Annotated in this window: 25 protein-coding genes, 1 pseudogene and 1 riboswitch; of the genes and pseudogenes, 4 read left to right on the forward strand and 22 right to left on the reverse strand. The window is 34.6% G+C overall.

All coding sequences use genetic code 11. From position 1 onward, the window contains the following. Positions 1-598 precede the first annotated feature (598 nt). Positions 599-1,492: a metal ABC transporter solute-binding protein, Zn/Mn family gene (locus BHU33_RS05455; RefSeq protein WP_056997557.1), complete on the forward strand. Its 894-nt coding sequence runs from the start codon at positions 599-601 to the stop codon at positions 1,490-1,492. A gap of 39 nt (positions 1,493-1,531) precedes the next feature. On the opposite strand, the gene BHU33_RS05460 is transcribed toward BHU33_RS05455, so the two are convergent. The 5 genes from BHU33_RS05460 to BHU33_RS05480 all read right to left on the reverse strand — a co-directional run bounded on the left by BHU33_RS05460 (position 1,532) and on the right by BHU33_RS05480 (position 6,812). Then, a complete protein-coding gene (locus BHU33_RS05460) occupies positions 1,532-2,305 on the reverse strand; it encodes a DUF4811 domain-containing protein (RefSeq protein WP_054646816.1) in 774 nt (257 codons plus the stop codon). Continuing rightward, complete coding sequence (locus BHU33_RS05465) at positions 2,305-3,783, reverse strand: MDR family MFS transporter (RefSeq protein WP_054646815.1); 1,479 nt, start codon at positions 3,781-3,783, stop codon at positions 2,305-2,307. Before BHU33_RS05465 ends, BHU33_RS05460 begins: the two co-directional genes overlap by 1 nt. 146 nt (positions 3,784-3,929) lie before the next feature. Beyond that, entirely contained in the window at positions 3,930-4,631 is a 702-nt protein-coding gene (locus BHU33_RS05470) for a 2,3-diphosphoglycerate-dependent phosphoglycerate mutase (protein ID WP_054646814.1), read from the reverse strand. Positions 4,632-4,683: 52 nt separating this feature from the next. Beyond that, complete coding sequence (locus BHU33_RS05475) at positions 4,684-5,751, reverse strand: AI-2E family transporter (protein WP_054646813.1); 1,068 nt, start codon at positions 5,749-5,751, stop codon at positions 4,684-4,686. Between the two features lie 32 nt (positions 5,752-5,783). Beyond that, positions 5,784-6,812, reverse strand: a complete 1,029-nt coding sequence (locus BHU33_RS05480) for a hypothetical protein (protein ID WP_054646812.1) — start codon at positions 6,810-6,812, stop codon at positions 5,784-5,786. 143 nt (positions 6,813-6,955) lie between these two features. On the opposite strand from BHU33_RS05480, the gene BHU33_RS05485 reads away from it, so the two are divergent. Next, positions 6,956-8,134 (forward strand): SAM-dependent methyltransferase, encoded by a 1,179-nt coding sequence (locus BHU33_RS05485; RefSeq protein ID WP_056997558.1) that lies wholly within the window; start codon positions 6,956-6,958, stop codon positions 8,132-8,134. A gap of 56 nt (positions 8,135-8,190) precedes the next feature. Here the strand turns inward: BHU33_RS05485 and BHU33_RS05490 are convergent, their stop codons facing one another. From BHU33_RS05490 to BHU33_RS05565, 16 genes and pseudogenes are all read right to left on the reverse strand, one after another. Next, positions 8,191-8,523: an AzlD domain-containing protein gene (locus BHU33_RS05490; RefSeq protein ID WP_054646811.1), complete on the reverse strand. Its 333-nt coding sequence runs from the start codon at positions 8,521-8,523 to the stop codon at positions 8,191-8,193. A 16-nt stretch (positions 8,524-8,539) separates the two neighbouring features. Beyond that, positions 8,540-9,316 (reverse strand): AzlC family ABC transporter permease, encoded by a 777-nt coding sequence (locus tag BHU33_RS05495; protein ID WP_054646810.1) that lies wholly within the window; start codon positions 9,314-9,316, stop codon positions 8,540-8,542. A gap of 125 nt (positions 9,317-9,441) precedes the next feature. Then, on the reverse strand, positions 9,442-9,813 hold the full coding sequence (locus BHU33_RS05500; protein ID WP_225354805.1) for a hypothetical protein: 372 nt from the start codon (positions 9,811-9,813) through the stop codon (positions 9,442-9,444). Between the two features lie 54 nt (positions 9,814-9,867). Continuing rightward, positions 9,868-10,761, reverse strand: a pseudogene (locus tag BHU33_RS05505) (D-alanyl-D-alanine carboxypeptidase family protein); the annotation flags it as partial. 24 nt (positions 10,762-10,785) lie between these two features. Then, positions 10,786-11,928: a sensor histidine kinase gene (locus BHU33_RS05510; RefSeq protein ID WP_054646807.1), complete on the reverse strand. Its 1,143-nt coding sequence runs from the start codon at positions 11,926-11,928 to the stop codon at positions 10,786-10,788. A 3-nt stretch (positions 11,929-11,931) separates the two neighbouring features. After that, positions 11,932-12,618, reverse strand: a complete 687-nt coding sequence (locus BHU33_RS05515) for a response regulator transcription factor (RefSeq protein WP_054646806.1) — start codon at positions 12,616-12,618, stop codon at positions 11,932-11,934. A gap of 129 nt (positions 12,619-12,747) precedes the next feature. After that, on the reverse strand, positions 12,748-13,482 hold the full coding sequence (locus BHU33_RS05520; protein WP_054646805.1) for a DUF1129 family protein: 735 nt from the start codon (positions 13,480-13,482) through the stop codon (positions 12,748-12,750). Positions 13,483-13,490: 8 nt separating this feature from the next. Further along, positions 13,491-14,588 carry a redox-regulated ATPase YchF gene (ychF, locus tag BHU33_RS05525; protein WP_054646804.1) on the reverse strand — a complete coding sequence of 366 codons (1,098 nt, stop codon included), beginning with the start codon at positions 14,586-14,588 and terminating at the stop codon, positions 13,491-13,493. 16 nt (positions 14,589-14,604) lie between these two features. Continuing rightward, the gene (locus BHU33_RS05530) at positions 14,605-14,796 is read right to left on the reverse strand and encodes a DUF951 domain-containing protein (protein ID WP_054646803.1); all 192 of its coding nucleotides are present in this window, start codon (positions 14,794-14,796) and stop codon (positions 14,605-14,607) included. Positions 14,797-14,808: 12 nt separating this feature from the next. After that, complete coding sequence (locus BHU33_RS05535; RefSeq protein WP_054646802.1) at positions 14,809-15,693, reverse strand: ParB/RepB/Spo0J family partition protein; 885 nt, start codon at positions 15,691-15,693, stop codon at positions 14,809-14,811. Further along, the gene (locus BHU33_RS05540) at positions 15,677-16,450 is read right to left on the reverse strand and encodes a ParA family protein (RefSeq protein WP_054646801.1); all 774 of its coding nucleotides are present in this window, start codon (positions 16,448-16,450) and stop codon (positions 15,677-15,679) included. Before BHU33_RS05540 ends, BHU33_RS05535 begins: the two co-directional genes overlap by 17 nt. 15 nt (positions 16,451-16,465) lie before the next feature. Next, positions 16,466-17,188, reverse strand: coding sequence for a 16S rRNA (guanine(527)-N(7))-methyltransferase RsmG (gene rsmG / locus BHU33_RS05545; protein ID WP_054646800.1), 723 nt, complete (start codon positions 17,186-17,188; stop codon positions 16,466-16,468). A gap of 168 nt (positions 17,189-17,356) precedes the next feature. Further along, positions 17,357-18,274: a ribonucleoside hydrolase RihC gene (gene rihC / locus BHU33_RS05550; protein ID WP_054646799.1), complete on the reverse strand. Its 918-nt coding sequence runs from the start codon at positions 18,272-18,274 to the stop codon at positions 17,357-17,359. Then, positions 18,274-18,657, reverse strand: coding sequence for a tautomerase family protein (locus BHU33_RS05555; RefSeq protein WP_225355263.1), 384 nt, complete (start codon positions 18,655-18,657; stop codon positions 18,274-18,276). Before BHU33_RS05555 ends, rihC begins: the two co-directional genes overlap by 1 nt. 110 nt (positions 18,658-18,767) lie before the next feature. Further along, complete coding sequence (locus BHU33_RS05560; protein ID WP_056997559.1) at positions 18,768-20,042, reverse strand: NupC/NupG family nucleoside CNT transporter; 1,275 nt, start codon at positions 20,040-20,042, stop codon at positions 18,768-18,770. 46 nt (positions 20,043-20,088) lie between these two features. Continuing rightward, a complete protein-coding gene (locus tag BHU33_RS05565) occupies positions 20,089-20,901 on the reverse strand; it encodes a hypothetical protein (protein WP_054646797.1) in 813 nt (270 codons plus the stop codon). 122 nt (positions 20,902-21,023) lie between these two features. On the opposite strand from BHU33_RS05565, the gene BHU33_RS05570 reads away from it, so the two are divergent. After that, entirely contained in the window at positions 21,024-21,638 is a 615-nt protein-coding gene (locus tag BHU33_RS05570) for an SGNH/GDSL hydrolase family protein (RefSeq protein WP_056997560.1), read from the forward strand. Positions 21,639-21,676: 38 nt separating this feature from the next. Here BHU33_RS05570 and BHU33_RS05575 read toward each other — a convergent pair whose 3' ends face one another. Next, entirely contained in the window at positions 21,677-22,885 is a 1,209-nt protein-coding gene (locus BHU33_RS05575; RefSeq protein WP_054646796.1) for a TcaA second domain-containing protein, read from the reverse strand. Between the two features lie 93 nt (positions 22,886-22,978). Then, positions 22,979-23,072: riboswitch (TPP riboswitch) on the forward strand. A 91-nt stretch (positions 23,073-23,163) separates the two neighbouring features. On the opposite strand from BHU33_RS05575, the gene BHU33_RS05580 reads away from it, so the two are divergent. Further along, positions 23,164-23,835, forward strand: coding sequence for a TenA family protein (locus tag BHU33_RS05580; protein WP_159442464.1), 672 nt, complete (start codon positions 23,164-23,166; stop codon positions 23,833-23,835). Positions 23,836-23,853: the final 18 nt, after the last annotated feature.

Raw genomic sequence — 23,853 nt, forward strand, 5'->3', positions numbered from 1 at the left:
CATGTATTAGGCACGCCGCCAACGTTCGTCCTGAGCCAGGATCAAACTCTCATTTTAAAAATGAGAACTTTACTAGCTCTTATTTATTTTATTTCTTAAAGCAAATTGACTTTGCATAATGTTTTAACCTTTAAACTAAGTTTAAAGATTACCTTACACTTTTGTAATCAAAATCCTGTTCAGTTTTCAAAGATCTACTCTTGCACTGCTTCTGCAGTGCACTTACTATAATAACTCGTTTAGAAATAATTGTCAACGATTTAACTTGATTAATTTTAAAAAACTCAATTACTTAAAGATTAATTTGTCAAAGCATTTCGTAGTCATTCCTAACGAACAATTATTAGTATATCCTATTGGTCAAAGAATGTCAAACATTTTTAAACAATTAATTTTAAAAAATTTATTTTCAATTTTTAATCATAAAAACATGCCATTCCTTAAGCGACAATTAATAATATACACCCGGTTAATTCCCATGTCAACAATTTGGTCAAAAAAAGTCAAAATTATTTATAAAGTTACATTAGTTCACTAAGATACCTAATTAAATGCTTTAAGGTATAATTAAATTACTAATTAAAAAGAAGAAATATCAATGTTCTTTAAAAATAAAAAAAAATTAATTACTGCCGCTGCTTGTTGCTTAATGCTAATACCTTTATCAGCTTGTAATAAGAATTCAAATACCAAACCAAATAAAATCAATGTAGTGTCATCAGTCAACTTTTATGGAGACGTAGCTAAACAGGTCGGAGGAAAACATGTTAAAGTTGCTTCTATTATTAATTCCAATGTTGACCCTCATGATTTTGAACCAACAATTAATGATGCCAAAAAAGTCGATAAAGCTGATGTAGTGATAGCAAACGGAATTTGTTATGATGATTGGATGACTAACTTAATTAAAAATTCTAATGATAAAAAACAAACAGACATAGATGTCGGTACATTAATGCATAAAAAAAATGGAGACAATGAACATATTTGGTATGATCCTCAAACAATGGATAAACTAGCAAATAAATTAGCTGCAGTTTATTCTAAAAAAAGGCCTCAAGATAAGAAATTATACTATCACAATGCTAATTTCTATCGACAAAAATGGTCAAAAACAACAGCTTTAATTAAGCAAATTAAAAAATATTCTCATGGTAAATATGTTGCCGTTAGTGAGCCTGTCTTTGACTACTCTTTGATTTCAATGGGATACAAAATAAGTGATAACGGGTTCGCAAATGCAATTGAAAAAGGAGTCGATCCATCTGCAACAGATATTACACATCTACAATCAGATATTACACATCATAAAATTGCATTCTTTGTAAATAACATTCAAGCCTCTGATCCAGTCGTAGCGGGAATGGTTGATTTGGCTAAAAAAAATCATGTACCCATAGTTAATGTTTCAGAAACAAAGCCGCCTCATAAAAATTATATTCAATGGATGACAGGTCAATATAGACAAGTTCTCCATGCTCAAAAACAATAGCTAGCAAAAAAGACCTCATTTTTAATGAGATCTTTTTTATTATTTATTAATTTTAAGTTGTTGCATAACAGTTTGAAGCATTTGTTGCTTAGCTTTATTTTTGGCTTCTTGTTGGAATTCATTAGTGTACTTCTTAGTCAATTTTTCTTTCTGACTAGCAGTCATCTGTGGATTCTTTTGCATTTCAGCCATCATTTTACCTTGAACATATTGTTCGCCTTGTTGTTTCATAGCTGCCATAACTTGTGGATCTTTTTGTTTAGCTTGCATTTGGGCAGCTTGCTGCTTCATTTTTGTACCAATCTCTTTTGCCTGTTGCGGAGTTAGTACTAGATAGTTTTTATCAACATGAAAAGTATTAGTACGTTTTATAAATGTTTCTTTCTGTGCTAGTCCAAACATCATGCGATAAAAATTATTTTTGTAAACCCAATCTTCTTTAGTGGTAACCAATTTATTATCATTAGCACCTTTTTTAATTACATTTTTAGTATCGATAACTTTTGTAATGGTTGGCTTCTTTTGATCAGCATCTTTTTTATAAATAACAGCTTGATCATTAGATTTTTTACCAATCTTTTGATATAAAATCATATCCATTTGCTTATTAATTGAAGTAAATGAATGTTGTGTTGCTGTCGTTTTCTTCGTCATTCCAAAATGACCATGAAAATTGGCAATAATTCCCACAATTGCTAGTATTGTAATAATTCCAAAAAATATTCCACTTAAATTCGATACTAGTCGATTAGGAATCAAGTTCCAACAGATAAAGAAAGCTAATACGGCAATAATTAAAATAACAAAAATCATTATTCGTTACCTCCTTTAGCCTTTTTAGTATCCAATACTCGACCATTCTTTAACGCAAATGCAATAAGGAAGGCAATTACTGAAATTATAAACGCAATTCCAAACGTTGCTGTATAACCTTTTAAAGTAGCATTAATTGCTAAATCACGATAGTGAAGTGGATTATTAATTCTCATCATGTGAGATGGCATATTGTTTGAAGTTACGTTTGAAAGAATTGAAACCATGATAGAAGTTGCAATCGACCCACAGATTTGTCGAACGGTATTATTAACTGCTGTTCCATGTCCCATCATTTTAACTGACAATGAATTCATTCCAGCGGTGGTAACGGGCATCATAACCATAGCAATCCCAAACATACGAACCGCATACAATACAACGATGTAAGCAGTTGAAGTGTCTTTTGTCAAAAACATGAATGGAAATGTTCCAACTGATAGTAAGAATAATCCACCAATTGCCAAACGTTTAGCACCAAATTTATCAAATAGAATCCCTGTAATTGGACTCATCAATCCCATCATTAAGGCGCCACCTAATAAGGCAAGTCCAGAATGAAAGGCACTTAATCCTTTAACAATTTGTAAATATAAAGGAAGAACCATTTCAACACCAATCATAGCCATAAAAGCAACGGAAGCAATTGCAGTTGAAATACTAAATTTAAATGACTTGAAGACACTTAAATTCAAGAATGGATCCTTCATAGTTAATTGACGCCAAATAAATAATATAATAAAAATTGCACCAATAATCAATGACCATATAACGGTTGCACTTCCCCATCCATCATTACCGACAGATGAAAATCCATAAAGTGCACTACCAAATCCAATAGTAGAAAGAACTAATGATAAATAGTCTAGTTTTGATTTATGAGTTTTAAGAACTGGCTTAATGTAAAAAAGTCCTAAAATCAACACAATAGCAGCAATTGGAATTAAAATTCCAAATAAATCACGCCAATTATAATTATCAATTACCCAACCAGAAAGTGTGGGACCAATAGCAGGTGCTAATCCAATTACGATTCCACCCATTCCCAAAGCAGCTCCACGTTCCTCCGCAGGGAAAATCGATAATAAAATTGTCTGCATTAATGGTATAATTACCCCAACACCAACAGCTTGAACTAGTCGAGCTACAAATAAGACCTGAAAAGTTGGAGCAACATACGCCATAATCGTTCCAATTTCAAAAATTAACATTGCTCCTAAATACAACCATTTAGTATTAACCCGCTCTGCCAACCATGCACTAACCGGAATCAAAATTCCGTTAACCATCATAAATCCAGTAGTTAACCACTGAACCGTAGATGTACTAACGTGAAAGGCATGCATTAAAGTTGGAAAAGCTGTTCCTAAAATAGTTTGATTTAAGACGGCAACGAAAGCTCCTACTAATAACAAAAGAACAAAAATCGTACGATTATACGGTTTCCCCTTTGCATCAACAGTTTGTTTCTCACTCATCTAAAAACCCCCTAAATCTTAATAATAAGAATTACTGCCTACTATACAATTACGTTTTTCGCTTGTCAAGTAACTTTACAATTAAATAAAGCAGCAAAAAAACTTACACTCATGTTTCATGAGTATAAACTTTTTTGCTTTGATACTTATTGTTTATTGTCGCCTAGTTTAACTTTACTCAAAATATTTAAGTCAGAATCAATATCATAAACAATTGGTTGACCAGTAGCAATTTCAACATCCATGATATCTTCATCAGAAATGTTTTCGATATACTTAGTCAAAGCACGAAGTGAGTTACCGTGAGCTGCAACAATCACATTTTTGTTGTCTAATAACTTAGGTGCAATTTCGTCTTGCCAGAAAGGAATAACTCTTTCTAAAGTAGTTTTTAAGTTTTCACCTGCAGGAATTGCACGTGGATCTAAATCAGCATAACGACGGTCTTTAGTAGCAGATCCTTCATCATCAGCACTCAAAAGTGGTGGCAAAACATCGTATGAACGACGCCAAATATGAACTTGATCTACTCCATATTTTTCAGCAGCTCTTTCTTTATTTTTACCTTGTAAAGCACCATAATGACGTTCATTCAAACGCCAAGATTTCATTTCTGGAATCCAAAGTTGGTCACTTTCCTCTAAGGCATAATCTAAAGTTTTAATTGCACGTTTTAAAACTGAAGTATAAGCTTGATCAAATTCAAGACCAGCTTGTGCAATAAGTTCCCCGGCATGCTTGGCTTGTTTGACCCCTTCTTCACTAAGATCAACATCAACCCACCCAGTAAATTTGTTAGCTAAGTTCCATTCACTTTGTCCGTGACGAATTAAACATAATTTTGCCATTATTATACCTCTTTCATTTTTAAAGTCATTTTTTAAACATCTATATCATACATCATTTTAAGAGCTTTTTCAGCCACCCAGTTTTATGCAGTTGTGGTCGCTTTTTCTTATCAACTTTTTGAACTCCTAAAACATCTAGGAAAAATGTGAAAATTGGAACTGACACAATTAATCCCCATGTGCCTAAAAAGTGTTCGCCAAGCAACAATACTACAAACGTATAAAAAATTGGCAACTCTGTTTTAGCCGACATAAACTTAGGATTTAACACATATGCTTCTAGCAAATGAACCACAGAAATAATAATTAAAATATAAATAATATATCGAATTCCACCTACCGCATAACCTGCAATCGATAACGGTACCAATGAAATAATCACTCCCGCAACTGGGATTAAACTCAATAGAAAAATCATCACTGCAAAAATCAATAATTGAGGCATATGCATAAACGCTAAACAAATGGTTGTAATCGTAGTATTACAAATTGCAATAAAGAACTGTGCCTCTAAAACAACTCCAAATGTTTTAACAAAGATATTTCCAAAATAATAAATATCTTTGAAAAACCAACCAAACGTACTGGTAAGAAACTTTTGCGAAAACTCTTTCATTTGTTTTAACTCTAATGTAAAGAAAAAACTTAGAAGCAATGACATAAACATTGCAACTCCAATTGTTCCAGCGCTAGTAACATAATCCCAAATCAATCCCATACTGCCTTTAATTTGTTGCGGAATGTTCACCGTTTTCATGAAACTAACTACCATATTGCGTATTTGGGCATTTTTTATCATGTGTGGCCGTTCGTAAAACTTAAATAACATCCTCGTATATTCAATTCCCTGATCTGCAATTGCGGGTAAATAAACAATCGCAGCTACTACTACCAACCCAACAATTACTGCATACATTACAATCACTAAAATCGGTGTAGGAATTTTAATTCGCTTTCGAATCCAAATAACAGATTTAGTAACTAATAACGTAAAAATAAATGTTAATAACAAAGTTGTCATCATGTCGCGACAGATATATATAACTAATATCAAAAACATCAACACGCAAAAACGGCGCAATTTCACATTATTTAAAAAAACTTGCCAATAATTTTGCATTAGTTACAATCTCCATTTTTTAAAATTAAATATTAGCTTGCAAATAGGTTCGCATAAGTATCTGGGTTAGTATAAACATCATAAGGATCAGTACTTGGTGTGTAAGTGTTTGGATTGTTAGCAGGAGTAGCAGCTCCACTATTATTATTTGAACTACTGGTTGGCTCAGTGAAACGGTTGGCATATGTTTCTGGGTGAGTATAAACATTTAAACTACCCGTATCATTAGCTGAATTAGTAGAGTTGGCAGCTGTAGCAGCTGGTCTTGCTGTATTGCTACCAGTTGTTCTAGTACTAGTTGCTGCTGGTTGTTGCGTACTAGCTGCTTTTTTAGTAACGATAGTTGGTTGTGAGTTAGATTTATTAGTTTTAGTAACTACTGCAGCATTATTACTAGTAGTAACTTGATTATTATTGCTTGAACTATTGTTACTTGAATTAGTATCGCTTGAATTAGTGTTTTCACTCACGCCATCAGATTTATCTTTGCTGGAATCATTCTTCAACGCTTTATCATTTGATTTCTTCAAATCTTTAGCATTACTCAAAATATCTGAATAGTATGATTCAGTAATCACATCATCATTAAAAATTGTATCTAAAGTGTTATTTGAATCAGTGTATTTCTTGGCATTATGCTGTTTAACTGCCTTTGCATAAGTTTTTTTGAATTTTTTATCGTTTTTAATAACATCATTAGCAGTCTTAACTTTATCTTTAGCACGATCAGCTAATACCTTAGAACCATCTTTTTTATCTCTAGCATCTTTGTATGAATCTCGTGCGGTATCGAAATCTTTGTCTTTCATTTCGTTATTACCGTCAATGAATTTTTTAGTCTGATTCAATAAAGCATTAGCTTCTTTTGAATCAGGTTTTTCATCAACTGCTGCTTGTAGTTTATCCTTAGCTTGCGAATAATCCCCATTATTAATTTCAGTTTTTTCGTTTCTAATATTATTGTTATAAGCGGCAGAACTCGTAGAATGGTCAAAATAGAACCACCCACCAATGCAGGCTACGACTACAACTACAATCACGCCCCAAATCCATTTTTTCATTAAAAATACCTCCGTCTAAAAATTAATAAATTATTTGTTTAATTATACCATACTAAAAAATTCAATATCATCCTTAATAGTTACGTAAAAAAGCAAAATAGCATATAATGTACTTTAGATTTTAACAAAGAGAGGTACTTTTTATGCTCGAAAAACCATTTTATAATGAATTCCTTAAACGTAGTTTTAACATGCCAATGGAAGTAACATTTTGGGATGGAAAAACAAAAAAATATGGAAAAGGAACTCCAAAAGCTCATATTACCATCCATAAAGTCATTCCAATTCGCGAAATCAAGCGCAATGCTTCGATTGCCTTAGGAGAAGCGTATATGAATGGTACCATCGAAGTTGATGGAAACTTGGAAGATCTAATAACTTCCGCTTATGAAGCTGCTGATAGTTTCTTCCGTAATCAAAAATTTATTAAATTTTTACCTAAAGCTTCTCATTCAGAAAAAGAAAGTAAAAAAGACGTCCAAGATCATTATGATATTGGAAATCAATTTTACAAACTATGGCTTGATGAAACCATGACCTACTCTTGTGCTTACTTTGAAAAACCAACTGATACACTTTATCAAGCACAAGAAAATAAAATTCATCACATTATTAAAAAGTTAAATCCACAACCCGACCGTACACTATTAGATATTGGTTGTGGCTGGGGAACGTTAATGTTAACTGCTGCTAAGGAATACAACATTCGTGTTACTGGTGTAACTCTTAGTCAAGAACAATACGACTATGTTAACAACAAGATTAAAGAAGAAGGCTTGGAAAACTTAGCCACAGTCAAATTACAAGATTATCGTGAAATTCCTAAAGATGAAAAGTTCGACTATATAACTTCTGTGGGAATGTTTGAACATGTTGGTAAAGAGAATCTTGATGAATACTTCAAAGTTGTTTCTGATCATTTAGCTGATGGCGGGACTGCCTTGATTCATGGAATTACTAGACAACAAGGTGGAGCCGTAAATGGTTGGATTAATAAATGGATTTTCCCAGGCGGATACATTCCAGGATTAACCGAAAACATCCAACATATCATTGATAATGGAATGCAGATTTCTGATTTAGAATCACTACGTCGTCATTACCAAAGAACACTAGAAGAATGGGATAAAAACTTTAGAAAAGTAATTCCAGAAGTTACCGAAATGTTTGATGAAGATTTTGTCCGCATGTGGGACTTATATTTACAAGCTTGTGCTGCTTCATTTAAAGCTGGGAACATTGATGTAATGCAATATTTAATTTCAAAAGGTCCTTCAGGTGAAATACTCCCAATGACAAGAGACTATATGTACAAAAAATAATAATAAAGTAAAACAGCTTCGCTAGTTTTAAACTAACGAAGCTGTTTTGTTTAGTTTTATAAAACAATTGCCAATAAAAAGACAAGTGCCAATCCAACAATTACCGACAAGGCCATGGATCTTGTCCAAAAGGCAACTGCAATCACTACTACACTAGCAATCAATTCTGGAATTGTTCCGGCAATAGAAAAAGCATAGGTTTTAGTAATGAATAAATCTTTTACTACCAAAGATGTAAATAAACAAATTGGTACGAATTCCATCCACTCATTAAACCACTTTGGAATCTTACGTTTCCGAAAGAAAAACAAAGGAACAAATCGAGGTATTAAAGCCACCAGGAAGCATAATAAAACTAACAGAAAATGCTGCATTCCGTTCCATTCCATATTTTATACTCCTAACTTATTCCTTTGGCGTTCCCGCGGGATTTTTAAACATTTTAATTAAACGACTCTTATGGTGGGTTTTAATCCGTCTTCTTCTCAAATAGTTATCAATCAGAAATCCAACAAAAGATGCAATTAAAGTTGCACATACTAATCCCAGTGTTGATTTAGTTAGCACTAAGAAGAAAATAGCAAGAAAGGCAGCGAGAAAGGCAATCATAACTTTTAAAAGACTCTTAACTTGCATTACAATCATAAATAAAAACAATGCCGTTAACGCAAAATGAACAACAGTTAAATCGATCTTAACTGCGCTACCAACCACACTACCGACAAAATTACTTAAAGTCCAAAATAGCAACGTCCAATGTTCAATCTGCAACGCATCTCGAGGCGTAAACTTCTTATCAGTTGAAAATTTTAGATAGTTAACTGCGTAATTTTCATCATTCATGGAACAAGAAAATAAAAACATAAACAAAATGCTCTGCCCATGCAAATACTTTGATAAACTAGATCCCAACAAAGCATAACGAAGTTCAAGGAAAAACAACATCAAAACAATCGTTAATAAAGGTGAATTAATCGTTAACATCGATGCAATCAGAAATTGCACACCGCCAGAAAATACTAAAAGTGAAACTAAAATTGTATTAAAAGTATTAAAACCAGCAGCATGTAATAAAATCCCACAAGCTATTCCAATTGAAATATAACTTATATCTAGTGGAAATGAAATCCCAAAGTTTCTGCGCCAAGCAGATTCATTGGGATTCGGTACCAATTTAGTCAATTGAAATCCTCCAAAGTAGTGACTTCGTTTTTTTATTTTACAAATTTAATTTACAGTTCTAATTATATTGTATCTAAGCAAAATAAAAAACCATTTCTACTAACTTTTTCTAAAATTAAATTGTTTTAAAGGATATCCCGAAACAAATTTGTAAAAAAACCTGCTTTTTCATCAGACTTTTTAGTATAAACCGGAACAGCTGTATCTTTTCCAACATAAGCAACCTTTTGCTTATACATTCCTAACTTTAAACCACCAATTTTTTGATTCTTTTTAACTGGTGCCATGACACTTCCATCAGTATTTTGCAATTTTTTATCAATCGTAACTTGTTTAGTGACGGGAACATGTCTATTATTATTGTTCAACCAAAAATAAACAGACTTTTTTATTTTAACAGGTATGACCACATCCACCCCGTTTGCAACGCTAACATCTTTTTTAAAATTTTTTTTATCATATTTAACTGTGTGATGATTGTTATAAACCTCTTCCATCAAACGAGTTGTTTGTGAAAAACGTTGACCGCGAGGCGTGCAAAGTACCACTGTAATAATTCGTTTTCCATCTTTATTAGTCGTCGCAACTAAATTTTCTTCTTGTTTCTCGGTGGTTCCTGTTTTCAATCCATCAACTGGAAAAACAGGATTTACTTGGCTAGCACCCGCTACCATCTCATTAGTATTTTTAATCACTTTTTGTGGTTGGTTCTTAGCATCAACAAATGTAAATTACGGTTGTTTGGTAATATCCAATATTTTAGGATCTGTATGTAACAATTGCTTAGATAATATTGCTACCGATTTTGCCGACATAGTATTTACAGCCATCTCCGGTACGTTTTTTAATTTCAAACCATGCGTACCACAGTTAGTTAATCCGCTGGCATTATAAAAAGTAGCATCTTTAATCCCTATTTTTTTTGCAGTTTGATTCATCAAATCAGCAAATGCCTGACTATTTCCACTTATCTTTTGACCTAGGGCCATCGCTGCACCACTTGCTGATCCTATCAAAGCTGCATCACATAATTCACGTACTGTATATTCACGTCCAGATACTAGACCTGCACTTGTAGTCCCAGGAATAGCACTAATCTCGGCTACTTGTGGAGAAATTTTTACTTTATCGTTCCAACTAAGTTCATGCGCTTGAATCCTTTGAATCACGATATAAACTGTCATTAATTTACTCAGCGAGGCAATTGGCAGTTTTTTCTGTGCATTTTTTTGATAAATAATTTGACCAGTACGTGCATCAATTGCAATTTCACCCTTAGCTGTATCAGTCTGAGCCGGAGTTTTTACTGAATTATGTGTCTGAACTAAGCCCGTAGTTGTTTGAGCGTGTACTGAAATGTTACTTAACATTAAAATCAATCCTGTCATTACGACAGTTAAAATTAAAGTCTTTGGAAAAATCAACTGTTTTTTTCCAACTTTCATAAGAAATCACCTGCTAAAACACTTTTATTTTTTAATCGGTAAAGTAAATGTAAATGTCGTAAGTTTATTATTTGAGCCTACATTAATACTTCCACCTTGATTATTGATGATTTCTTTAACAATTGCAAGACCCAAACCGCTCCCACCAGTGTCAGTGTTACGAGATGATTCTTCGCGATAAAAACGATCAAAAACTTTTGACAATACTTTTTGCGGAATCCTTTTTCCATCATTAGCGACAATAAAAGTAACCACATTTTTACCAGTTAGTTTTGCGCTTAAATAAATATATTTACCATCTTTTCCATATTTAAGCGCATTAGTAATCAGATTATTAAATATTCGACCCAGCATTTCCGCATTAGCTTCGATTACTAAATCTTTCTTAAGCGGTTTCACTTTGATTTTCATACCTTTTCTATGTGCTTCCAATGCAAAAGAGGTTTCTAGTTGCGTCAACAACTGATTGACATCAATCTTATTAATTTCTACATTTCGATCAGCTAAATTATTAGCCTTAGTATATTCAAACAGCCGATCAACCAGCTTTTTCATTTGTTGTGACTTGTCGTAAGCAATCCCACAGTATTTTAAAATATCTTTTTCATCTTTATATTGATGATCTTCAATTAAACCAAGATACCCAATAATTGAAGTTAAAGGTGTCCGCAGATCATGACTAACGCTAGTTACCAAATCGTCTTTGGATTTTTCAATTCGTCGTTCTTCATCAAGCGACTTAATAACATTTTCCACTAACGAATTAACACTATTTACAACTCGTTCATTATCACCACTCAAATGAAACGGAATTTTATGGTCAAAATGACCATCTGAAATATAGTGTAACTCATCAATAATTCGACTAATTTGAATCCGTTTATAAATCCTTACCAACCGCCACCAGACAATGATGGCATCAACCACTAACATTAGTAACCAAAAAAGCCCTTCCCAACTTAGTAGTCGCTCTTGAAAGGGTCCAAAGGTCATTGATTGTTTAATAATAAAAATCCCATCGTTAACGCCCTGATTGGTACGAACAAAATTAATTAAAATATTACCAACCGCAATATTTACTAATAACAAAAGAATCAGTGTTATGATTCCTTCAAACCATAATTCGTTTTTTTCTCGCTTCGTCAGCTTAAAACTTGTTGTTGTCAATTTTTAACCTTCCACTTTGTAACCGACACCCCAAACAGTTTTAATGATGTCTTTTCCATTATTTGCTTCTTCAATCTTGTCCCGCAAATGACTCATATGAACCATTACTGTTTTAGCAGAAATGACACTTTCTTGTTTCCATACTTGTTCAAAAATCTCGTCAGCAGAAAACACACGGTTCGGATGACTGGCTAATAAATATAAAATTCCAAATTCAATCGCCGTTAATTGAATCTTTTTGCCATCGTCAGTTGTTACCTCATGTGAATCACGATTAATGGTTAAAGTGTCGGCATTAATAACATCTGGTTCGTCATTTTTTACATTATTTTTACTCCGACGAAGCAAAGAATGAACACGTGCCATTACTTCTAATGGATTAAAAGGTTTTGTAACATAATCATCGGCTCCTGAAGTTAAGCCTTTGATTTTATCGATGTCTTCTGTTTTAGCAGATAACACAATAATAGGAACTTGTGAGTCTTTTCTGATTTCATCAATCACTTCAATCCCACTCATTCCTGGCATCATAATGTCTAAAATCACTAAGCCAATATCACTTTCAGTGTGTAATTTTGAAAGAGCATCTTCGCCATTATAAGCAGCTACTGGTTCGTAACCTTCGTTTTTAATATAAATTTCTAATAATTGTGCAATTTCTTTATCATCGTCTACAACTAATATTTTCATTATGATTTCCTCTCATTTCATATCGTTTTACCAATTTTAACAAACCAAATCGCAAATAAAAGAAATATGATAAATTATAATAAAATCTTACAAAATAAAAAGCCGTTTTAAAAACGACTTTTTATTTTATTATTTTCGACCTGCAAACAAACCACTGGTAATGGTAAATTTTGATCTCATCAATAAGATTAATCCAACTCCAATAATTCCAATCACAATATTAACAATTGGTGAAACAACTGGATTAATCACTCGTGGCAACATGTTAGAACCATAGAAAATTAACATCCAAATTACAAACATCAAAGCCATCATTCCGGCTCTTACAACCCCATTGTGCTTATGTTTTACTCCAGGAGCAAACAACTGAGTCACCGCTGGCATCCCAATTCCAGCTACAATTGAGGAAATAAAGATACAAGTGATTCCAGCTGATCCGCCTTGATTGGCAGCAGCTGGTGATAAAAAGAACATGGCTCCATAAAGGAAGTTAAACAATACTAAGAACCATAAAACATTATATCCAGCATCAATGGCATAACGTTCGGGTGTCATTGGTCCCATCGGTTTTTTAGGTGGATTAACTACCATAGCAACCGCGTGATCAACACTACCGTATAAATTCTTGGCTGTTGTTCCCTTTTTTTGTGCCGTTTTAATCTCTTCAATCATTTCTTGAATAATATCAGTTTGTTTTTCAGCAACTACCTTGGTTTGTGCTAAAGCTTCTTTAAAACGCACCATATAATCCGCATTGCGCTTCGTTAAACCAATGTTATCAAATTCTTCATAGACTTCTTTTCGGCTATTATGGTGTTTTTGCTGCACATGTGCATTGCGTTTTCTATTTTCTGAATCGCTCATATTTCCTCCTAGACGTTGAAACGGAAGTTAACGATGTCCCCGTCTTGCATCACGTAATCCTTACCTTCAACTCGTAACTTGCCAGCTTCTTTGACTGCAGCTTCACTGCCTAATTTATCTAAATCACTAAATGCCATTACCTCGGCACGAATAAAACCACGTTCAAAATCAGAATGAATAATTCCAGCCGCTTGTGGTGCTTTGGTACCCTTTAAGAAAGTCCAGGCCCTCGTCTCTTTCCCACCAGCAGTGAAAAAAGTTTCCAAGTTTAACAATTTGTAAGCAGCCTGAATTAATTTATCCAAGCCGGGTTCTTCTACTCCAGCTGCTTCCAAAAATTCTTGCTTATCAGCATCATCTAATTCAGCTATTTCTTCTTCACTTTCAGCAGCAATACCGATTGCTTCTGCATTATGGTCGTTAGCATATTTTTGAACTGCTTGGAAATAATGATCAGCTTCGGGGTCACTCATTGAATCTTCGCTGATATTAGCAACATACAAAACTGGTTTTGAGGTTAATAAGAAGAGTCCTTTAACAATTTTTTGTTCTTCTTCATCAAAATCAATTTCACGAACTGCACCACCAGCTTCTAAAACCGGTTTAATCTTATTTAATACATCTAATTCAGCTTGAGCTTCTTCGCTTCCTTTAGTAGCTCGCGTCACTTTACCAATCCGTTTAGTAACGGCATCCAAGTCAGCTAAACTCAATTCCAAATTAATGGTATCAATATCAGCTACTGGATCGACTTTGTTAGTAACATGAGTGATATTATCATCATCAAAAGCCCGAACAACGTGCACAATTGCATCAACTTGGCGAATATTTTCCAAAAACTTGTTTCCAAGTCCTTCACCTTTACTAGCACCCTTAACAATCCCTGCAATGTCAGTAAATTCAAAGGTCGTTGGCACTACTTTTTTAGCAGGAATTAATTCCTGAATTCGATCCAAACGCTTATCTGGAACCTCTACCATTCCAACATTTGGGTTAATCGTAGCAAATGGATAATTAGCCATCTCTGCTCCGGCTTTTGTAATTGCATTGAAAAGGGTTGATTTACCAACGTTTGGCAACCCAACAATTCCAGCTGTTAATGACATCTAAAAGACCTCTTTCTTAATTATTTTCAACATGTTTTTCTAAAATCTTTTTCATTCGTTTTTCAAACTGGCGACGAGTCATCATTACCACATGACCGCAACCCCGACATTCTAATTTAATGTCAGCACCCATCCGAATAATTTCCCAACGATTGGTTCCACACGGATGGGATTTCTTCATTTCAACAATATCATGCATTCCATACATGCAAAACCCTCCTTAGTCGAGATGAACATCCAATAATCCCAAAATTCGATTTAAATCTTCATTTGAGAAGTAATCAATCTCAATTTTACCTTTTCCTGATTTGGGTTTAGTTTCATTAATTGAAGCTTTGGTTCCTAGTTTCTCCTGTAATTGGACTTCACTTTCCCTTAGATATGGAGACTTACTAGTTTTAACACTCTTTTTTTTCTTTTTATCATTCTGACCTAACGCATTAATCAATTTTTCCAATTGACGAACTGTCAGAGTTTCATCGGCTGCTTTTTGAGCTAAACGCAATAAATCAGCTTTATTTTTCACAGCTAGCAGTGTTCGCGCCTGTCCCATTGACAATTGGCCTTTTTGCAACATGGTTTTAACTTGCGGAGGCAGGTTTAATAACCGTAAATAATTAGCAATATAAGGACGACTTTTTCCTAAGCGACGAGAAACTTCAACTTGAGTAATATCTAAATTCGTCATTAACATCTCATATGCTTTGGCTTCTTCTAGCGGATTCAAATCCTCACGCTGCAAGTTTTCCATGACCGCAATTTCCATCATTTGTGCATCGGTAGCATCCCTAACAATCGCAGGGATACTAGTCCGACCAGCTGCTTTAGAAGCCCGAAACCGTCGTTCACCAGCCAAAATTTCGAACGAATCTCGCTTCTTGTCAGGCTGTCTCACAATAATTGGTTGAAAAACTCCTGAGGCCTTCACTGATTCAGTTAGATCATTTAAGGCTTTTTTATCAAATTTCTTTCGCGGTTGATAGGGATTTGGCGTGAGTTTCGTTAAATCTAATTGTTGTACTGCTTCATCACTCAAACTGATGTCATTATCGTCAAAAAGAGCATCCAATCCCCGACCTAACCCTTTACTATTTTTGTTTGTCATTGGCAGCTAGCACTTCCTTTGTCAATTTCATGTACACTTCAGCACCCTTAGATTTTGGATCATAGTCAATAATTGGAAGTCCATGACTAGGAGCTTCTGATAAACGAACATTTCGAGGGATAATTGTTTTATAAACTTTTTCTTTAAAGAACTTACGAACTTCGTTATTTACTTGTGTACCTAAATTTGTTCTAGCATCATACATTGTCAGTAAGACACCTTCTATGTACAAATCCGGATTAAAATGTTTTTGAACTAACTGTACCGTATTTAACAATTGACTCAATCCTTCAAGGGCATAATATTCACTTTGAACAGGAATCAAAATAGAATCACTGGCTGTAAATGCGTTAATGGTGATTAGTCCTAAGGAAGGAGGACAATCAATCAAAATGTAATCGTACTGACTATCAACCTGTGCCAGTGCACTTTTCAAACGCGTTTCCCGTGCCATTTGTGGTGTCAGCTCAATTTCAGCTCCTGATAATTGGATAGTAGCGGGAACAATATCTAGCCCTTCATGAGGTGAATGTAAAATCACGTCTTCCATGGGTTCTTCATTTACCAAGACATCATAAACATCTTTTTTAATGTTTTGCTTGCTAATCCCAACCCCACTAGTTGCATTTCCTTGGGCATCTGAATCAACAATCAGAACCCGTTTGCCTTCACTAGCCAAATCAGCTCCTAAATTAACAGCAGTAGTTGTTTTACCAACTCCACCCTTTTGGTTTGCCAACGAAATCACATGTGCCATTTAATCCCCTCCTTATTACTCAATTGGTTCCTTGTTTGGTGTACCAGCTTTACGCGGATACTTAATTGGTGTTTTGCGTTCTTTTTCAATCACAATAATATGGCGATCTTCATTGTTTTTTGGCAGTTTAAATTCAAAATCATCAACTACTTGACCACCTAAAACATGAATTGCTTTCTCAGCTGCAGCTAGTTCTTCTGGTGCTTTAGCAGCTTTCATGGCAATTAGCTTCCCGCCAATCTTAACTAAAGGCAGACACAACTCGCTCATTACACTTAATCGAGCCAAAGCGCGAGCAGTTGCTAGATCAAAACTAGCCCGATCTTTGGAACGTCGCCCGCCAAACTCTTCGGCACGAGCATGGACCAATGAAACGTGTTCTAAACCTAATAATTCAACTAATTTTTGTAAGAAAATGATTCTTTTATTTAAGGAATCCACGATAGTAACTTCAAGATTCGGATTGATAATCTTTAATGGAATCGAAGGAAAACCTGCACCTGCACCCACATCTACTAAACTTTTCTTTTCTTTTAAATCAGAAACATAAAAAGCAGGGGTAAGCGAATCATAGAAATGCTTCAAATAAACATCATCACGGTTTGTAATGGTGGTTAAATTAACTTTCTCGTTATATTCTACTAATAGTTTAAAATAAGCAGCAAATTGTTGCTCTTGATGCTCTGATAGTTCAATCTGGTGCTGCGCTAAAGCTTGTTTAAATTGTTCTGGCGTCATCTATAACTCCTAACTGCAAAACGCGCCCTGCACGTTATCTTTTAGCCAAAAATTCGTTCTTTTAAGATAGTTCTATTATACATTATAACGAAATTTTAACTTTTTAGTTAGCCAGAAAATAAAAAAGATTGGAATTTGTCCAATCTTTTTGGGTTTGATAATTATTTATTAAACTTTCATCTGTTTAACTTCGGCTTTAAACCAGTCATTAAAGGCTTGAGAATCAATATCAACACAAACTTCAGCATTGGTCTTGCCATTATGATAGGCAACACGAATATCAGCTACCGTTTCACCATTTGCAGGTCCTTCAGTCTGAATATCAATCCAAAGCGGCTTCGTTTGCATAAATTCTGGATGAAGTAGATAGAAAATTGTATTCACATCATGCATTGCTACCCCATTTTCATTTCGATCGCCATCACTGATGATAATATCATGCAGCATTTTACCAGCTGGATTCATGGTTTCAATTTCAGCAAGCGTTTCGTGTGTCAGTAAAGCTTTATTAGTCACATCTAGCCCAACCATTACAATTGGTACTCCTGCTTGATACATAATTTTAGCGGCATGTGGATCAGTAAACACATTGAATTCGGCTGCGCTAGTCATGTTTCCATAACCAAGTGTTCCGCCCATGGCTACAATTCGTTCAATCTTATCTTTTACTTCTGGATATTCGGAAAATAATAAAGCAATATTAGTGTACGATCCAGTTGGAACGAGCGTGACTTTCTCGTCACTTTCCATGATGTATTTGTGCAAAGCTTGCACCGCCGTCATTTTCAATGGTTCAGGAGTTTCGTTTGAAAATTGATAACCGCGCATTCCAGATTCACCGTGAATTCGGGCAGCATCTTCAAAGGGTTTAATCAAAGGCTGAACAGCTCCGGCAGCTACTGGAATTTTATCACCCTGGTTAAAAAAACTGATGATTTTTAATGCATTTTTAGTTGTTTTATCAACCGTTACGTTCCCAGCAACTGTCGTCACCAGCTTTAAATCAAGTTTTGGATCGTTAATAGCCACCGAAAGTGCAGCAGCGTCATCAATTCCTGGATCAGTATCCATAATAATTTTTGTCATTAAAGTTCACCATCAAGGAATTGTTGTTTTCCGTGACCAAAGCTCCAGTCCTCAGCATGATTAGTAGCAAACACAATCATCACATCTTCAGGACGCATATTCATTTCTCGACCGAATGCTTCCACCATGTCTTTACAATAAAATTTCTTTTGACCCATCGTTCGAGGAGTTGAAAGAATTTGAAATAAAATCACATCATCGCTACGATTAATTCCTAATCCAGCATCCATTAATTTCATTTCATAAGACTCGTGTTGCGTAACAACTTGAAACCGGTCGTCTTCTGGAACACCAAGATCTTTTCTCGTTAAATCATAAGCAAGTTGCATCACTTTTTGAATTTCTTCCGGGGTCCGTTGTCCCTTTACCATATCAATACGCATTAGTGGCACTACAATCACATCCATTTCTGATTATTTATTACGCTCATTTTAGCATATTGTGTAACAAAAAAGTGCAGCTAAGCAGCTGCACTTTTATAAATTTATTTAGTTTACCAAACGAAGATTCCAACAATTCCAGCTGACATCAATGAAACCAAGATACCAGATAAGAATAAGTAACCAACGTTTTTAGAAATCATATCGTTCTTTTCTCGATTTACTAAACCTTTCAAACATCCGATAATCATCCCAACTGTACTTACGTTAGCAAATGAAGTTAAAAAGACCGTCAATTCAGCACGATAGTGAGCACTGAAGAGGTGTGGATTATTAATATGTGGAGCAACTTGCCCCATAACCACAAATTCGTTTGTAATCAATTTAGTTCCCATGTATTGTGCAAATTGGAATGCATGGCTGACATCAAGACCCATTAACCAAGCAAATGGGAACATGATAATTCCTAAGATGTGTTCTAGAGATAACCAAGGATTGATTAATCCCAATAATTTACTAATCAAAGCAGCTAAAGCTACAAAAGCAATTACGTTTGCTACGATAATCAAGATTAATTTTCCGGCATTTAAAATTGAATCACCTAAGAACGAGAAAAATGGTTCGCGATGTGGCTTTTCAGGTTTATCAGCAACCGTTTCTTCTGCAACTTGATGATCGGCTTCTTGACTACCACCTAAATCACCAACTTCATAAATCTTATCTTCGGCTTTAGCAACCTTCACAGGATTCAAAATATTAGTAATGATAACGGCATTTAAAATGTTTAACGGAATAGCGGTTAACACGTATTGACCAGGAACCATTTGAGCATATGCTCCAACAATAGCGGCAGTAATACATGACATTGACATCATCGCAATAGTTAAAACTCGTTTACTAGAAATGTGTTTTAATTGGACGCTTGAAACTGCCATGGCCTCGGTATTACCTAAGAACATCATTTCAACTGCGTAAAATGATTCAAACTTAGGCTGACCCGTTACAAATGCCATCCCGCGACCAATCCACTTAATACAAAATGGCAAGATTCCAAAGTAAGTCAAAATATCAAACAATGGAACAATCATTAAGATTGGTAGTAAAGCTGAAGTAAAGAAGTTCATTTGTTTAACGTGCACCCAGTCAGGAAAAGCAAAAGCAATTCCGGTATAAGAAATGTTTACCAGCCATTGAAATCCACTAGCAGCACCTTTAACAATGTCTCGTCCCAAACTAAAATTAGTTAATAGGAATGCAATTACTAAGTTTAAAACTAAAACAATAGCAACTGAACGCCAATTAACATTTTTATGATCTTTGGAAAAAAGAAATGCAATTCCTAAAAAGACCAACACTCCAATAATATTAACAATCAGATATGTGTTCATTGATTAATTCCCCTCTTGTCCTGTAAGTATCAATTAATTTAAATTGTTACTTCATGAAAGGCAACAAGCTGTGTTTCGGCGAAATAACGCTGTCCTGTAATCCTAAAGCAGCTAATACTGTCGATCCGACCTCACAAACGTAAGGTTCTTCCTGAAAATGATGGTTTAGAGCTTGGTTATTATATAACATCGCCGGAAGAATCTTATAGGTTGAAAATCCGTCACGTGATTGAGCATCTCCTACTCGGCTGGAAACCACCATCAGCAAATCATCATCATGTAAATTGTTCATTAATTTACCAAGATAATTATCGACAACCGATAACTCATTCATAAAATTGTTTACCTGGTCCTTTTCATCAAATTCTTGCAAATCGGGAAGTTGTGCATAAATAAAGCCAGTTTCTACTTTTTCTAATTGATGATCTAATTCTGAAAAAGCTGCTTCATCAGTTCCAATTTGGAAAAGATTACAAAACTCTTGAGCAAACAAATAACTCAAAAAGCGGGAAATAATCACTGTTTCACTGCGTTTAGCAACCTCTTCAAAAACACTGGAAACTCGATAACTCAAAGAACAATCAAACATTTCACGTAAACCAGACAATGGTTTATTCACGATTGATCGTGTCAATGCCAATCCATAAGTAGCAATTGGTATATTATCGGTTCCAAAATCAGCATCTGAATAAGCCGCAAATAAACCCAGTTTATGTAATGACGGCAGAGCAAAGTCGGATGAATGCTTTAAAACGTGGGTCAACATAGTGTTCTTATCTGAATTGTGTTGGGCAGATTCCGTATTGGAGCGCAACCCCAATGCAGCTAAATCCACTAAAATTACTCGCTTATAACTCACTTAAAACCCTCCAAAAAGTAATCATCTTATCTTAATAATACCTTAAGAAACTTCTCCTAGCAATAACACATCTGAATTGCGTTAAAATAATCTATAAATAACTACGTAAAGGACTGGTACTGATGACAAAAAAAGAAAATTTAATTCTCCTAGGCGACTCGATTACCAACGGATTTGACGGTAAAAAAGATTTAAAGCACAACGTTTCTTATTATTTGGCAAAACTATTACCTAACTTTGAAATTACCAACGCTGGTGTCAATGCTGGTTCAATCTCTGGAAATACTGAACGGGACTTAACTTATCAAGTTAATACACATAATTTCAAGGATTATCAAGTTGCAACCATTGCATATGGTACCAATGATTTTGCTCACTGTTATGAAACCTTGGAAATAATTAGCCGTATTTTACAAAAAAATATCACTAAGATTAAAGAAGAAAATCCTAGTATCCTGCTCCTTGGGATTTTACCCACTAATCGTTTTGATGGTGGTATCGACAATCTAAATGTAGGCGGATTAGCCCATTATACTTTTGCTGAATTGTTAGAAACGTTGATAAAAGTTTATCAAAAAAATAATTTACCAATTTTAAACTGGAGAAAAACTGCTCCACATCTCATTGATAGTAACAATTATCGAACAACTTTAGGTGATCAGCGGTTACATCCAAATGCAGCTACTTATGAAAAAATGGCCCAAGTTATTGCTGATTTTATTATTGCTAATCTTTAAAAACGACGCGATTTTGGTGAGAATCGCGTCGTTTTTAATTAATTATTAACTTGATCATTACTTTTTAATACATAATCTCCGGATCCTTCACGTTGAATGATGGCCCGATATTGTGTCGTTTCATTGCCAGTTTGGTTATCTTTATCAACATCTACGCTAACTTGATACAAAACTTCTGTTTCCATGTCTCCAGCTGGTTTTACACTGGTAATCTTTAACTTCAGATTGTCATAATGCGTTTTATCATCATGATTATGGTTAATTAAATCTGATAGTGAATGATAGGCATCTCCATTTTTTCCTTTAGTAAACAAATCGTCAATGTTAGCATCATCAAGTGATTTATTATCGTTAGTACCATCGTTTACGGCACCCCAAATATCATTTAATAAATTAGTAGCATCCGCCTTACTAGCGACATTAGCAAATTTATATTTCAATGTTTGATTATTATTTTTCATTCCGATTGATTTAGCATCGCTTTTAATCGTCTTCTTATCAACTGGAACTGCTAAATAACTTGTACTATCGGGTTTAATCGGGACATTTTTAACTGATCCTTTTCCATCAGGTCCAGTCATTCCAACTTGTTTCCCATCGACAAAAATTTGAGAATTAGCTAGTCCTTTGGCATTAAAATTAATAATTTTAAGTGGAACGGAAACCGTTTCGTCTTGACCAGCTACCATACTAAACTGTTTATTCGTTTTAATCGGCTGATTATTAAGATTTAAGTTCACCGATACTGAATGAAAGCCGGGCATCATAGCTGGAGCGCGTAAACTATCATTACTGCCTGTATTTCCAACGATTTTATCATCAATTTTAACTGGAACCCCAGCGTAATTGGATTTAATCAATGGATGAATGACACTTGCTTCGACTTTATAATGTGGGAAAATCAAAAAATAGTTCCCACGATGTACAACTTTAAACCCTTGTGAAGAATCATTATTCAATAGATTTGCTTTTAGCTGCTTTAACGCTGTAGGATTTTGTTGGAAATAATTAACTAACGGTTGAATGGTGGCAGAATTAACTGACACATGCTTATCAGAAACCACCAAGTTACTAAGAATGGTTTTATTTTCATTATTTTCAATTCCTGAAATAAACTGTTTAACTTGGTTTTGTTTTGAATAATATCGTGTTCCATACCACCCAAGCCCGGCTAAAATCAATACTAAAATAATTAAAGTTGCCCAAAGGGTTTTGTGTGATTTTTTAATTCGGTGTTTACGTCGCATCTTTTCATCTCCAATACAAGTTGTTCTATTTTATCAAACATCTAGTAGTTGTTAAACTCTTGTTTTATCGTTATACTAACAAAGTATTTAAAACTAAATAGTTTGGGGTGCTGATTTTTCAGCTGAGATGATACCCGTTGAACCTGCTCTAGTTAATACTAGCGAAGGGAAACGTTACATATGATAGGAATACTCTATTTTGCTATGTAAATAAATCTTAAGTCCTCAAATTATTGGGGGCTTTTTTTATTTCCCCCAAGTAATTTATGGAGGTAATCATGATGCAACAACCATCTTTTTCAGAACAATTGAAGCAGCAGGCTATACCAATTATGACAAACATCAATCATCATCCGTTTGTCACAGGGATTCGAGACGGTTACGTTCCTAAAACAGCCTTGTTAAAATATGTCCAACAAGACGAACAATATTTAAAAGGGTTTATTGCTACCTATCAATCATTAGTAGACAACCTTAATGATGCCCAAGAAACCCAATTAATGAAAAACACGGAAACTGAAATCGGTCATGAACATTCACCTCACGAAATGTTTTGTGAAATTGCTAGAGTCGACTATGAACAACAATCAAATAAGCCAGTGGGCAAGATTACCAAAGGTTATTTAAATCACATGCAGTCATCTGCCGATTCAGGTTCACTCTTAAATACCCTAGCAGCTTTGACTCCTTGTCCCTGGACCTATTCAGTATTAGTCAAACAAATGATTATAGAAGGAAAAACTGGTAAAAATAATCCGTTTACGGAATGGATTGAATTTTATGGAAAAACTAATAGTGAAGATATTGACATGTCAAAACATTTCTTTAACCGAATTGACCAACTAGCTAGCAAGGCAACCACCGATGAATTATGCCAAGCCGAAGCTTACTTTTTAGATAGCTGCCAGTGGGAATTAGAGTTTTGGGAACAGGCATATCCACAAAAATAATAAAGTGCTGATTAGCAG

The organism is Fructilactobacillus lindneri DSM 20690 = JCM 11027 (genome assembly GCF_002907375.1).
Lineage (GTDB): Bacteria > Bacillota > Bacilli > Lactobacillales > Lactobacillaceae > Fructilactobacillus > Fructilactobacillus lindneri.

Bases quoted from the DNA above. Each gene is read 5' to 3' on its own strand.
- rsmG (WP_054646800.1), bottom strand. From the start codon at position 17,188: ATGACGCCAGAACAATTTAAACAAGCTTTAGCGCAGCACCAGATTGAA.
- BHU33_RS05515 (WP_054646806.1), bottom strand. From the start codon at position 12,618: ATGAAAATATTAGTTGTAGACGATGATAAAGAAATTGCACAATTATTA.
- BHU33_RS05500 (WP_225354805.1), bottom strand. From the start codon at position 9,813: ATGGAAGAGGTTTATAACAATCATCACACAGTTAAATATGATAAAAAA.
- BHU33_RS05465 (WP_054646815.1), bottom strand. From the start codon at position 3,783: ATGAGTGAGAAACAAACTGTTGATGCAAAGGGGAAACCGTATAATCGT.
- BHU33_RS05530 (WP_054646803.1), bottom strand. From the start codon at position 14,796: ATGTATGGAATGCATGATATTGTTGAAATGAAGAAATCCCATCCGTGT.
- BHU33_RS05460 (WP_054646816.1), bottom strand. From the start codon at position 2,305: ATGATTTTTGTTATTTTAATTATTGCCGTATTAGCTTTCTTTATCTGT.
- BHU33_RS05575 (WP_054646796.1), bottom strand. From the start codon at position 22,885: ATGCGACGTAAACACCGAATTAAAAAATCACACAAAACCCTTTGGGCA.
- BHU33_RS05475 (WP_054646813.1), bottom strand. From the start codon at position 5,751: ATGCAAAATTATTGGCAAGTTTTTTTAAATAATGTGAAATTGCGCCGT.
- BHU33_RS05490 (WP_054646811.1), bottom strand. From the start codon at position 8,523: ATGGAATGGAACGGAATGCAGCATTTTCTGTTAGTTTTATTATGCTTC.
- BHU33_RS05455 (WP_056997557.1), top strand. From the start codon at position 599: ATGTTCTTTAAAAATAAAAAAAAATTAATTACTGCCGCTGCTTGTTGC.
- rihC (WP_054646799.1), bottom strand. From the start codon at position 18,274: ATGACAAAAATTATTATGGATACTGATCCAGGAATTGATGACGCTGCT.
- BHU33_RS05540 (WP_054646801.1), bottom strand. From the start codon at position 16,450: ATGGCACATGTGATTTCGTTGGCAAACCAAAAGGGTGGAGTTGGTAAA.
- BHU33_RS05470 (WP_054646814.1), bottom strand. From the start codon at position 4,631: ATGGCAAAATTATGTTTAATTCGTCACGGACAAAGTGAATGGAACTTA.
- ychF (WP_054646804.1), bottom strand. From the start codon at position 14,588: ATGTCATTAACAGCTGGAATTGTTGGGTTGCCAAACGTTGGTAAATCA.
- BHU33_RS05485 (WP_056997558.1), top strand. From the start codon at position 6,956: ATGCTCGAAAAACCATTTTATAATGAATTCCTTAAACGTAGTTTTAAC.
- BHU33_RS05580 (WP_159442464.1), top strand. From the start codon at position 23,164: ATGATGCAACAACCATCTTTTTCAGAACAATTGAAGCAGCAGGCTATA.
- BHU33_RS05555 (WP_225355263.1), bottom strand. From the start codon at position 18,657: ATGCGTATTGATATGGTAAAGGGACAACGGACCCCGGAAGAAATTCAA.
- BHU33_RS05520 (WP_054646805.1), bottom strand. From the start codon at position 13,482: ATGAGCGATTCAGAAAATAGAAAACGCAATGCACATGTGCAGCAAAAA.
- BHU33_RS05535 (WP_054646802.1), bottom strand. From the start codon at position 15,693: ATGACAAACAAAAATAGTAAAGGGTTAGGTCGGGGATTGGATGCTCTT.
- BHU33_RS05480 (WP_054646812.1), bottom strand. From the start codon at position 6,812: ATGAAAAAATGGATTTGGGGCGTGATTGTAGTTGTAGTCGTAGCCTGC.
- BHU33_RS05570 (WP_056997560.1), top strand. From the start codon at position 21,024: ATGACAAAAAAAGAAAATTTAATTCTCCTAGGCGACTCGATTACCAAC.
- BHU33_RS05560 (WP_056997559.1), bottom strand. From the start codon at position 20,042: ATGAACACATATCTGATTGTTAATATTATTGGAGTGTTGGTCTTTTTA.